The sequence below is a fragment of the Legionella sp. PATHC035 genome, from assembly GCF_026191115.1.
In the GTDB taxonomy this organism is placed as follows: Bacteria; Pseudomonadota; Gammaproteobacteria; order Legionellales; family Legionellaceae; genus Legionella.
The window spans coordinates 2,235,108-2,247,389 of the sequence record NZ_JAPHOT010000001.1; the positions used below are offsets into that span (position 1 = coordinate 2,235,108).

The window sequence follows — 12,282 nt, forward strand, 5'->3', positions numbered from 1 at the left end:
TTGTGACGACCGTATTTTGTGAAATAATTATACTGTTTTTTTGCCTGAAAACCTAATTGCTTCAATTGCGAGGAACAACTTATGAGCACAGAGCGAATAATTATTGGAATTACTGGTGCATCAGGCATGATTTATGGGATACGTCTTTTAGAACTCCTCAAACTGACGTCAATTGAAACGCATTTGATAGTCAGTAAATCAGCCCAACTGACGCGAAAATATGAAACTAATTTATCCCTTACTGAATTGAAGGCATTAGCTCATGTCTATCATTCTTGGAATGATGTGGGGGCGAGTATTGCCAGCGGTTCTTTTCAAACATTGGGCATGATCATTGCCCCGTGTTCCATGAAGACCTTGGCAGCTATTGCGCATGGAACCAGTGATAATCTCATCGGTCGAGCAGCAGATGTGACTCTAAAAGAGCGAAGAAAACTAGCGATTATGCCGCGTGAATCTCCTTTGCATTTAGGACATTTGCAAAACATGGTATCACTGACCCAACAAGGTGCTATCATTTGTCCTGCAATGCCTGCATTTTATACTAAGCCAGAAACTATTGACGATATAGTGAATTACAGTGTGGGAAGAATACTTGATCTCTTTAATATCGATGTGGGAATAGTGGAGCGTTGGCAGGGTTGAGGGGCATTCAGTGCTGCATACCCTCATCCGCCCTTACGGGCACCTTCTCCCCCTGGGGGAGAAGGGAGTTCTTCAAATACTTATTACATCCAGAAAGCTAGGTCAAGCCCTGGCCCGACAATTTCTGCAGGCAATAGCCATCAATTAACGGGCACATTTTCTGGAAATATAAGATTGGCTGCTTGACCTGAATTAGTTGGCTTTGGTGCATGATCTTGCCGGGCCAGGGGCCCGACCTACTTTTAGGTTATCATTCAATAGACTAATAGACGCGGCCTACTTTTACGTGATCATATAAAAGGCGGAGCCCAGGCATGGTTGAATTCGTTATGAACTAGCCTTTGGTGTTAAGCTCAACCCAATCGGCATAAGCGTCTATAAATTTTTTCAGGAACTTTTGTGTGTCTTCTTTAGTAATGTTCCCTTGTGCGTCAAATAAATCTCCTGCTCCTCCGATATAACTCTCTGGTTGTTGAAGGGTTGGTATATCTAAGAAGACAAATGATTGCCTTAAGTGGTTGTTTGCGCCAAACCCCCCAATCGCTCCAGGTGATACGCTGATTACGGCTCCTGGCAGCTTGCTCCAAATACTCTTTCCATAAGGACGAGAGCCTACGTCGATTGCATTTTTAAGCACACCTGGAACCGAACGATTGTATTCTGGAGTGACGAATAACACCCCTTGGTAGGTTTTCATTTGTTCACGAAATTGAACCCAGGCAGCAGGAGGTCGATTTTCGTCATCCAGGTCTTGGTTATATAATGGCAAGTCACCAATTTCAACAATGTGTAAACTTAGAGATTGAGGTGCAAGAGAAATAAGCACTTTTGCCATTTTTCTGTTGTAAGATTCTTTGCGTAAGCTGCCAACGATGACCGCTATTTTTTTACTCATATACGTCTCCTTGTAGTATTTGGGGTCGACGGTAAATGGGCGCCCTGTATCAAGGAACCGTTTACCGAGAATTTTAGATTCATATGCTCCATTATGGGCGATGTGTATTTGTATTATTGCTTATTTTAGTAATTAGTCCAGTCTTCAGGGGGGAGTATATGAAAATACTGGGCATTGAGAGTAACTTATTTAGACGCACTGGGTTTTACAACGGAGTGTATGAAGAATTTTTAAAAAGAAAAACCCCCTATCCACTAAAATATTGTCATATTTTAAGCAAATAGGGGGTTTAGTAAATGATTTAGACTACTTCAACTTCTTCAGCTTGAGGACCTTTTTGTCCGTTGCTTGGCTTGAACATTACTGTTGCACCTTCAGCAAGAGTTTTAAACCCACTGCCTAAAATTGCACTGAAATGCACAAAATAATCTTTACCGCCACTTTCTAAAAAACCGAAACCTTTGGACTCATTAAACCACTTTACTGTACCGCGAATTTTTTCTGACATGTTAATTTCCTAAATTGTTACCAGCACATTGTAGCATTATTTTATTAATTGTGCTGTTTTTTTATTAAATTTTTTTAACTTTTTTTTCATTTAACGCAAAAACAGAAAATAATGCCTCACCATCATAGTGGATTTTGGTTAAAAATTCTAATACTTTACAATCTTTTAGCCGTTTTCAATGAAAAGCATGCAGGATGGCTTTAAAAACCTTATAAAGTTCTCTTTTCAGGAGTTTCAATCAACTCAAGCCCATCTTCTTTTGTTAAAAAAGTAAAAATGAGCCCTGAAAAAAAAGTCAGAATGCCAAGCATGAGGAACGTCTCATGAAATATATGAATTGATAAAACATGATGTACGGAATATTTATAAGTGAAAAAACTAAGCAAGACTGCCGAAATTGCCACACCAAAACTTTGAGCTAATTGTTGGGTGGTACTCATAATGCTGGTTGCCGCACTCATATTGTTTTCTGAGATGTTGGCATATGCGAGTGAGTTCATCCCCGTGTACTGTAAGGCGATGAAAAATCCATACATAAAGGTCAAAAAGGCGATGACATAAACTGAAGTAAATTGGTTAATGTAAAAAAAGGACCAAAGAGACATACTCACTAGGACTGTATTTATAATGAGTAAATTTTTATAGCCAAGCCAGCGAAGTATATGGACTGATAAGGGTTTAACCAAAAAAACGCCTACAGCAATTGGGGCAAGCAATAGACCGGATAGGCGAGGTGTATAACCCAAAGCAATTTGTAAGAGTAGGGGCAATAAAAAAGGAACACCTCCAAAACTGAGGCGAGCTAATAAATTTCCTGCAACAGAAATCGAAAATGTACGGATATGGAACAGTTCTACTTTAACAATAGGATGCTTTCTATTATGAGAGTGCTTGGTATACCCTCCCAATAAAAGGAATGCGATAAAAAGTGCCGTAATGATTTCGGTTGCCGTTGCAGTCGATTCGCTAACCATCGATAAACCGAAGGTTAAGGTAGCCAGGCCACTGCCAAAAAGAATAAAGCCCAATTTATCCAGTGGCGGAACAGGGCTAGGGGGCATGTAAGGTAATAATTTACTTGATAAACCTACTGCAAGTACTCCGACAGGGATATTAACCCAAAAAATCCACCGCCAGGAAAAGCGATAGGTAATAATTCCTCCTAATAATGGCCCCAGCATCATGCCTAAGGAGGCAACCATGACAACGATACTCATTTTGGCGATTAACTCATGCCGTTCACAGGTTCGTAAAATAATCAGACGGCCAATGGGCATCGTTAATGAGCCACCTAAACCTTGAACGATACGTGCGGTAATTAATTCCCATAAATTATTGGTGAATCCGCACCAGATGGAGCTCAAAGTAAAGACCGAGATCGCCGTCATAAAAACGATTTTTATACCAAATTTGTCAGCGATCCAGCCACTAATGGGAATAAAAATGGCTAAACTCAACAGATAGCTAATCAGCGCCAATTTTAAATCCACCGGATTGACATTTAAACTCTGCGCCATCACGGGAATTGCGGTATTGATGATGGTCGTATCCACTGCCTCCATGAACATGGCAAAAGAGACAATGAATAGGATAATATTTTTTCTCATGGGTTCAGTATATCAACAAGAGATAAATTTAAAAAATCCTCGCTCCCACTTTCAGGTGAGAAAAAGGGTGAGGGTGTCCCACATATGCCCTATGGGCACCTTCCTCCCAGAGAAGAAGGGAGGTCTTGCGTAACTTCGTTATCCCAGACTTCAAGCTACGATTCACTCAATAAACTCTTCAGTCCGGCTAAATGCGATTTAGCCAAATTTTTTGATTGCTCTTCGGAGCGTTCCACATTTTTACCAAACCACTCTAAATGCTCAGGGGGTAGCTCATCCAGGAATCGACTGGGTAAACAGTCTTGCAATTCTCCGGCCCGACGTCTTTGTTTGGCTAAGGTAAAACATAATCCCCTTTGTGCTCGTGTAATTCCAACATAAGCCAAACGTCGTTCTTCTTCAATTTGCTCTTCGTCTATGCTCACTCGATGGGGTAATAACTCTTCTTCCATGCCCACCAGATAAACGTAAGGAAACTCTAATCCCTTTGATGCGTGTAAGGTCATCAGTTGTAAGGTCTGATTGTCTTGCTCATCTGCTTGTTCCAATATGTCGATCAAAATTAATTTGTTGATGACTTCAGCTAATGTTTGTTCTGGATTTTTAGTTAACAAACGTCCTACCCACTCCAATAACTCCCAGACATTGTCCATCTTTTTCTGAGCCTTTGCTGGAGTGTCACATTGTTCGTAAATATAGGCCTCATAACCACTGTCTTCGACCATTTGTTTTAAAAGCTCAATGATCGATCCATTGATTAACCGTTTTTTGATTTCTTCTATCCAAGACTTAAAAACAAGCAGTGCAGCACGAGGTTTTTCTGCGACATACTCACTGAGGGCAAGATGATCTGCTGCATTATAAAGGCTAATCCCTCGGTTTTGAGCATAATGTCCTAAGGCATCAAGGCTGGACTCGCCTATGCCACGCTTAGGCGTGTTAATGACTCTTAAAAATGCGGCATCATCTGCCTCATTGCACAATAATTTCAAGTAGGCAAACACATCTTTGACTTCTGCTTTGGCAAACCACGATTGACCACCACTGATGTTATAAGGAATACCATAATGGCGAAGTACTTTTTCAAACACGCGTGATTGATGATTACCGCGGTATAAAATGGCGTAATCACCATATTCTGTTCGGGCGCGTAGTTTATGGCTAATTAAATCCGCAACCACCTGCTCTGCTTCATCATTCTCATCCTTACAACGAATAACCCGTAACAGTTCGCCCTGGCCGAACTCGCTCCATAATTTTTTTTCAAACAGATGTTGATTGTTGGCAATAAGGTGATTGGCGGTATGTAAAATAATGTTCGTTGAACGGTAGTTTTGCTCTAACTTAATTATCTTTAATTGAGGGTAATCCTGCTGTAATTGTTGCAAATTTTCAGGTTTAGCACCTCGCCAGGCATAAATTGATTGGTCATCATCACCCACTACAGTGAAACGCGCTTGAATCCCAGTTATTTTTTTTACCAAAAGATATTGGCTGGTATTGGAGTCTTGGTATTCATCGACTAATAAGTGGCGTATTTTGTTTTGCCAATATTCGGTTACTGATGGATGTTCGGTCAATAGACTAACGGGAAGACGAATTAAATCATCAAAATCAACCGCATTGTAGGCTTTTAGTGCTTGCTGATAACGCGGGTACAGTAGGGCGGCTTCTTCATAATAGGGTGCATCGGAAGGGTTTTTAACGACTTGCTCCGGCGTGAGAAAATCATTTTTCCAGCGCGAAATTCGTTGTTGAATTTGGAGAATAAATTCGCGTTCTGTTGCTTTATTGGTAGGTAAAAAACCTCTTAGGATTTGTAAACAATCTTCGCTGTCAAAAATAGAAAAGCCTTTTTTCAGATCACATAAAGCAAGATCATGTTTGATCATACTTAAGCCTAAAGTATGGAAGGTTGCTACCTTTAAACCTCGGCGATTTGCTGCTGGCAGGACGGCAGCAACGCGAGCACGCATTTCATTGGCTGCTTTGTTCGTAAACGTTACGGCACATACTGTGTTGGCGGCGTAGCCGCAAGTATTAATCAAATAGCCTATTTTTTGCGTTATGACTCGTGTTTTACCGCTTCCAGCTCCAGCAAGAACTAATAATGGTCCATCAATATAACGTACTGCTGCCATTTGTTGGCTATTCAACATCTTAAGGGGTTCTCACTCAAAAAAGAGCAATTATTGCCCGCTTAGGCAATTGAATCAACTACTAATTCATGGAGCGTTCGACATCAAACTCTTCTTCACTATCAATTTCAATGAATTCGGGTTTGGTTTCAGGCTCCTTTGGTTCTTGAATACCAAAAACAACTTTATCAATCGTTTTAAAAAGGGGGGCTAGTATGTTTTTATCTATCATGATTTAGTCCTTTAAATTTTCAGAGTAGGTTCTAAAAGCATAGTTCAAGATAATTTTTTCTCCAGGAAAATTATAAAAAAATTATGTTATACTCTGCATGCCCACAGTCCTCTTGTGGTTTGCCGTTATTTTATTTGAGTCTGTTATGAAAGAATCTGATACCCTACAACGCTTTATTTTTGAGCATGCCAATATCCGTGGTGAAATTGTCCATATTGAAAATACTTTCCAAACAATTATGAGCCAACGGCACTATCCTCCGATGGTTAAAAATTTGTTGGGGGAGGCTATCGTTTCCTGTCTGCTTTTGGCATCGAGTATTAAATTTCAAGGCAGTTTAAATTTGCAATTTCAGGGCGATAAACGACTTCCTCTATTATTGGTACAATGTGACCATGAGTTTAATGTGAGAGCTTTTGCTCAATTTGCTGAAAATCTGGAAACAAAAGAGTACGCTACCGCTTTTCTCGAAGGACAGATGGTCATTACCATTAATCAAAACAATCAAACGAACTCTTACCAAAGCATGGTTCCTATCGAATCAACATCCATGGGTGAGAATCTAATGAATTATTTTGCTCAATCCGAACAAGTATCGACGCGTGTTTGGTTGGCTGTTAATGAGAGCGCAGCCGCGGGGATGTTACTGCAATTAATGCCAGGCCAAGATACGATACAAAGAGAACAGTTTTGGGAATATGCGGTCCAATTAGGTCAAACAGTCAGTGAACTTGAGCTTTTGACTTTAGATAATGAAACCTTGCTGCATCGTCTTTATCATGAAACGGAAGTACGGATATTTGATAGCCGTAAAACGCAGTTCAAGTGTCGCTGCAGCCTGGAGAAGATGAAACAGGTATTGAATGTTTTAGGTGAGGAAGAGGCACAAGAATTATTAAAAGAACAAGGTGAAGTGGCCATCCGATGTGATTTTTGTAATAAGAAATATACCTTTGATCCGATTGATGTAACGATGTTATTTCATAAAGGATAAATTGTTGTCGATAGGTTGGGCTTTAGCCCAACCTATCCGAGCGGGTTCTCAACGATTCATTACAGGCAATATTTGTTCGGGTTTCTCTTCATACACAGGTTGGCGAAATAAAATCTTAAATCCGATACAAAGATATCTCCTTCCTTTTCCATCACAAAGATACGCTCGGGTTGTAATTCAAGATAATTGGATGCCTTTAAAATCGAGTGATAAATGGTGCCCGCAGAAGAGAAAAACCATTGGTCTAAAAAGGGTAGAATCACCTCGGGGTTGTTCGAATAAAATCGTTGATAAATATCCGCAATTAATTCCTTTCTCATGTCAAAATTACTTTTAAAATAAAGATTGTTCCGATCCTGACGGTAAAGCATCATGGGAACTTGGTTGGGGTTGTTTTTTAAACCTGCATTCAGATTCATCGATACAATAACACCTTTGGCGCTCTCAAAGTCCAATGCTGATGTATTAAATAAATTGTATCCATTATATTCTTGCAGATAGGCTTTTAAATAATCAACGGCTTTATCGGTTAATGGATCAAAATAACTCTGGATAGAAAAACTTACCGCTTCTTCATCCGGGCTCTCCTGATCATAACTGCAATTGATATAAGTGTTGTAAGTAAATAAATCAGGGGTAATTTTTTTTGAAAAAACACGCTCTATTTCATTTTCCACTTCTTCGCAACTGAGCCCCATTCCCTTGACATTCCCACGAACCCGTACGATTTGAGTTGGAAAATCAACAGTTCTTTGAGTCATTTGTTGCAAATTGGGTCTTACCTGCTCATTACTATAATGTCTGACTACGGTATTTTTATTGTTGGTTACTGGAGAAAAAATAAGACCATCGAAACCGGGATCCGAATGAGCAAAAGCAAGAAGGGGTGATAAACACAAAGTACCTAATAAACAGCTTATTTTCATAATAAACTCCTTTTTTAATGAATTAGAATTCCATTCCAATGTTGGGCAGATTTGAAAAGCCATTGGGTAATTACGCTAACCTGATGGCAAGATATATCTTATCGGGTTTTAAGATTTGATCCCATGGATAATATAAATGGCAGCGCGAAAGGATCCATGATAAACCTTTAAATAAAATCTTTTAAGAACAGTCGAAATCATCCGTTACCTACTGTTGCTTATCATTTGATTTAATGGTTTTCAATTTGCTGTCAACAAGGTATCATTGCCGCTATTTTAATCATCATGGCAATTACAATGACAATACTGGCTTTTTGTGGGCCTATAGGTAGTGATTTTAAGGGACTCAGTGAGCGATGTTATTCTTTATTAAATCAAGAAACCACCGTGCTCATTGACAGTTCTCGCTTTAATTCACTAGAGTTACTCCTCTCTGCAATTGAGAATGCACCGCGTGATGTGATTGTTTTTGGGCCTGATATTTTTTTAGAAGAAAAATTACGAGCAAAATTTGATATCAAGGTTTTTGTGGAAATGGATTCAGATCTTTGTTTGAGCAACTATTTAAAAACATTTAAATCATGTGCAGAGGATCTTGATCAACATTTGAAGGATTATTTTAGTCTCATTCAGCCTTTAAATGAAAAAATAAGATTATCGGCCAAATTTGCAAATCTAAGACGTCCACAAGCAAGTTCAAATGATAAATTAATTGATTTGCTTGTCGATGAAAAAGGTAAGACTCTAAAGAAACACCAAATTTCTCAACCTAGAGATATGTTTTGGAAACCGGCATCTCAACAGCAATCAACTGATTCCAACACGATGGTTGATTCAGTTGCGTGTTCAAAATCAGAATTCAACTGGGATCAATAACTACGGAGTTCTAATAATCCACAAGTCGGGGCGCTCAATATTCTGAGGTATATTATAATATAAAGTATAAGAAGGATTTTTAGCTTCTGCGAAACGATAGGAGATTCTGACTATGGACGTGGATATTTTATATATAGAAGACGATATTTTTGACATTGAAGCGATGCAACATGTATTTGCCAAAATGGAAAAAAAGGTGAATATTGCTATAGCCAGGGATGCGAGACAAGCCCTGGATATGTTGTATGGACGTCATGGCAAGCAAAAAATTAACCCGAAGGTGATATTGCTAGATCTCAACTTACCCAAGATGAATGGTATCGATTTTTTGAAGGAAGTAAGAAAAACGTTTGATTTTGAAAAAGTTAAAGTTTTTTTACTTACCGGTGAATATACGACTAAAGAAAAAATTGCTAAAAGTGAGTTACATGTATCAGGCTGCATCATCAAGCCCTTGCAATATACCGATGCACTGAACATTGCATGGTGTCTTTCTGCCAGCGAAGAAATATCAAAGCTACTGTTTATGCAGTAATTGCAACGATGCCATTACGATTAAAATTCACTACTCGTAATATCCAGCTAACTCTAAAAAAGAATGGGATTCCCCAGGCTTAGACAATAAATTTTATTCCTTGAAATCTCAGATAATACTTGGTTTGACGCTATATTATTGTATCGACAGAATTTTTTTATAGAGACCGCTTTCCTCTTTTCACCCCTTGCTTTAAAATTCTTTTGTGGATGCAAAGAATAACAATAATTTGCCAACCAGGAAGGTAACAATTATTTATTATTTTAGACCGCGCCGATGAGGAACTCTATGGGGTATACATTCAAAAGATTTTATCTTGCAATGATGTTAGTCGTTGTAAGTCCTATTCTTCTCGCTAAGGCAATTATCGATGCCGACGTACTTCAAAAGTTTAAATATCCCAAAGGTTCAAAGCAGGCCACATTATCACTTCTGGTGTTCTTGCATAATCAAGTGGAAAAAGAATCGTTTATCGAAGAAATAAAAAAAATTCCGGATGTGAAGATACAAGATTTAGGGTTTATGCCCGCAGTCGCACTACAAGTTCCAAAGGATCGCAACATACTCTATCAAATTGCTCATCTAGATGCAGCGGCACAAATTTCTTCACATGCCGCAGCCTCACCGGAGTTGGATGTTAATGCCCAGGTTATCAAATTGGCGCCTTCATCTTTTTACCCGAATGTAAATAATTGGTGGGCGCATGGTTATACTGGTCAAAAAGGAATTGTTGGCATCATCGACACTGGTGTAGATCCCTTGCATCCCTCTTTATCCAACAAAAAATTAATCGCGCAGCAAGATGTAGGTTCTGGGTACTCAAATCATCTTAATGGCGTAAAAGAACCCCATGCAACAGGGGTAGCCTGTATTTATGCGAGTAACCATGAGAAATACAAAGGCATGGCTTATGGAGTATCTACCATCATTTCTGGGTTAGCTGGAGAGGAAACCGGGGATCCCACAAATATTATGCGAACTATGGAGACTTTGGATTGGATGGTGAACCGTTCTGAAGTGAAGCCGACGCTTATTAATTACAGTATGGGAAATGGTCGACTGGATTTAAATTGTCCTGTGTGTCCTGAATGGAGCGGGCTCGCAAAAGTCATAGACTATGTGGTGAACACCCAAAAAATCCTTTGGGTAAAATCAGCGGGAAATGCTGGATACATAGAGCCAGCCCATCAATTTACTTTTGCCTCCACGCTAACCGTTCCTGGTGATAATTACAATGGACTGACAATTGCCAATATGAATACAGTGGTTACCGAAAATGATTCGGTTATTGTTAAAACAGCAGATAGGAGCAAACATCGTATAAGGGAAACCAGCAGTCGAGGGCCTACACCATTTGGAAGACGTAAACCTGATTTAACCGCCCCAGGTCATGATACCTTTACATGCGCTCCTGATCCCAAAGTTTATGGCTTTGTCTATTCGAATGCGATGAAGTATAAAGATGGATACCGCCTCATGGGGGGCACCAGTTCTGCAGCACCGCATGTAGGTGCTTCTGCTTTGTTATTACAGGATGCAGGAATTACAAATCCTATGGCCATCAAAGCCTTGCTTATTAACAGTGCAGATACCTGGACGGATGCCGGTACAGCAGACTCTGGACATACTAAAATCATGGGCTCCGCGTGGAATAGAACCTACGGATGGGGGTATCTCAACATGGAAAAAGCATTTCAACAGAAAAATAATATTATAGAAAGTGAGTTAACAGTAGAAAAACCAATATGGGAATATGAGACCACCCTTAAAAGAGGACAAAAGGTTACCCTGGTCCATGAACGACGTGTGGGGTACACTGCGGAAGGAAATGAATGGAAGCTGAGTCATTTGGCATTAACTCTTATTGATTTAGAACACCAAAAAGTGATCGATAGCGATAACAGTCCTATTGATACGGTACATCAAGTTGCAAATTGTAAACGTGAACCTCAAGAAACAAAATGTTCAGAGGAAAGTAAAACCATGAGAGTTTTAGTGCGAGTGCAATTATTAAATAATTTCATCGAAGGCAGTTCCAGTGAGCCTTTTGCTATTGTGGTTCCTCCAAATGAGAATTCCGTTAAAAACCCTGAAAAATAATCGTCTATGAGTTTGAGAGGAGGTTAGGTGCGCCTCAAAGAATGGTAGGGCCCAGACCCGACCTACGTCTGCTTGAGTCCTATCCATTGTCCCAGAAAATGAAATTATTTATCCATTTATTCAATAATAAACCTTAGAGTTGCAAGCTATGATTATCATCCAGAATCAACCGTATGTTCTCGGGCAAGCATGGGAAAGCCTAAAATCATGCACGCCAATGAACGCTGGGGCTAAGGAACAACCGAGCGCATAATTGGATTTTGCAGGGAGATAAGGGTTTCGGTAGATTGCACTTCCTCAATAAGCTGAATTTTATTCACCAATAGTTGCTGTAAGGTATCAATCGACTGGCACATGACTTTAATAAAAATATTAAAATGATGCCCAATAGTGTAATAAGCCTCAAGGACCTCTTCTAGCGTTTCTAATTTTTTAAGGACGGATTGGTAATCTTTCGCATGATTCAGGGTTATCCCGATAAAACAACAGACATCATACCCCAGCCGTTTGGGGTTAATATGCACATGCACCCCTTCAATAATACCTGCTTGTCGCATTTTTTCAACGCGAACATGAATTGTAGCCGGGCTTACAGCATAAGCTTTAGCTAACTCTGCATAAGCCGTACGTGCATTTTTTATTAATGCTTGGAGTATTTTTTTGTCAAGATCATCGATTTGATAATTTTCAAGGTCTTTCATGGTGTTTTTTTATATATAATTTAATTTATTTGCTATTTTATTAAATTTTATTTTGTATATCTATTCATATTTTAATTGGATAATAAAAATAATGGAAAAATACAATATAATGTCAACTTAATTAT

General features: G+C 39.2%; 12 protein-coding genes. 5 read left to right on the forward strand and 7 right to left on the reverse strand.

All coding sequences use genetic code 11. The features are described 5' to 3' along the window. Positions 1-81 precede the first annotated feature (81 nt). Complete coding sequence (locus OQJ13_RS09845; protein ID WP_265710675.1) at positions 82-645, forward strand: UbiX family flavin prenyltransferase; 564 nt, start codon at positions 82-84, stop codon at positions 643-645. A gap of 334 nt (positions 646-979) precedes the next feature. On the opposite strand, the gene OQJ13_RS09850 is transcribed toward OQJ13_RS09845, so the two are convergent. The 5 genes from OQJ13_RS09850 to OQJ13_RS09870 all read right to left on the reverse strand — a co-directional run bounded on the left by OQJ13_RS09850 (position 980) and on the right by OQJ13_RS09870 (position 6,025). Next, the gene (locus OQJ13_RS09850) at positions 980-1,540 is read right to left on the reverse strand and encodes an NADPH-dependent FMN reductase (RefSeq protein ID WP_265710676.1); all 561 of its coding nucleotides are present in this window, start codon (positions 1,538-1,540) and stop codon (positions 980-982) included. A gap of 301 nt (positions 1,541-1,841) precedes the next feature. Next, entirely contained in the window at positions 1,842-2,048 is a 207-nt protein-coding gene (locus OQJ13_RS09855; RefSeq protein ID WP_028382507.1) for a cold-shock protein, read from the reverse strand. Positions 2,049-2,257: 209 nt separating this feature from the next. Then, positions 2,258-3,655 carry a DHA2 family efflux MFS transporter permease subunit gene (locus tag OQJ13_RS09860; protein WP_265710677.1) on the reverse strand — a complete coding sequence of 466 codons (1,398 nt, stop codon included), beginning with the start codon at positions 3,653-3,655 and terminating at the stop codon, positions 2,258-2,260. 155 nt (positions 3,656-3,810) lie between these two features. After that, positions 3,811-5,814, reverse strand: a complete 2,004-nt coding sequence (locus tag OQJ13_RS09865; protein ID WP_265710678.1) for a UvrD-helicase domain-containing protein — start codon at positions 5,812-5,814, stop codon at positions 3,811-3,813. Positions 5,815-5,875: 61 nt separating this feature from the next. Next, positions 5,876-6,025 carry a hypothetical protein gene (locus tag OQJ13_RS09870; RefSeq protein WP_265710679.1) on the reverse strand — a complete coding sequence of 50 codons (150 nt, stop codon included), beginning with the start codon at positions 6,023-6,025 and terminating at the stop codon, positions 5,876-5,878. A gap of 145 nt (positions 6,026-6,170) precedes the next feature. Between OQJ13_RS09870 and hslO the strand changes: the two genes are divergently transcribed. Continuing rightward, positions 6,171-7,019: an Hsp33 family molecular chaperone HslO gene (gene hslO, locus OQJ13_RS09875; protein WP_265710680.1), complete on the forward strand. Its 849-nt coding sequence runs from the start codon at positions 6,171-6,173 to the stop codon at positions 7,017-7,019. Between the two features lie 59 nt (positions 7,020-7,078). Here hslO and OQJ13_RS09880 read toward each other — a convergent pair whose 3' ends face one another. Further along, entirely contained in the window at positions 7,079-7,945 is an 867-nt protein-coding gene (locus OQJ13_RS09880) for an Lpg0189 family type II secretion system effector (RefSeq protein WP_265710681.1), read from the reverse strand. A 297-nt stretch (positions 7,946-8,242) separates the two neighbouring features. Between OQJ13_RS09880 and OQJ13_RS09885 the strand changes: the two genes are divergently transcribed. The 3 genes from OQJ13_RS09885 to OQJ13_RS09895 all read left to right on the forward strand — a co-directional run bounded on the left by OQJ13_RS09885 (position 8,243) and on the right by OQJ13_RS09895 (position 11,456). Continuing rightward, entirely contained in the window at positions 8,243-8,821 is a 579-nt protein-coding gene (locus tag OQJ13_RS09885) for a uridine kinase (protein WP_265710682.1), read from the forward strand. Positions 8,822-8,933: 112 nt separating this feature from the next. Further along, complete coding sequence (locus OQJ13_RS09890) at positions 8,934-9,356, forward strand: response regulator (RefSeq protein WP_265710683.1); 423 nt, start codon at positions 8,934-8,936, stop codon at positions 9,354-9,356. Positions 9,357-9,644: 288 nt separating this feature from the next. Then, positions 9,645-11,456 (forward strand): S8 family serine peptidase, encoded by a 1,812-nt coding sequence (locus OQJ13_RS09895; RefSeq protein WP_265710684.1) that lies wholly within the window; start codon positions 9,645-9,647, stop codon positions 11,454-11,456. 230 nt (positions 11,457-11,686) lie between these two features. Here OQJ13_RS09895 and asnC read toward each other — a convergent pair whose 3' ends face one another. Then, positions 11,687-12,157 (reverse strand): transcriptional regulator AsnC, encoded by a 471-nt coding sequence (gene asnC / locus OQJ13_RS09900; RefSeq protein ID WP_265710685.1) that lies wholly within the window; start codon positions 12,155-12,157, stop codon positions 11,687-11,689. Positions 12,158-12,282: the final 125 nt, after the last annotated feature.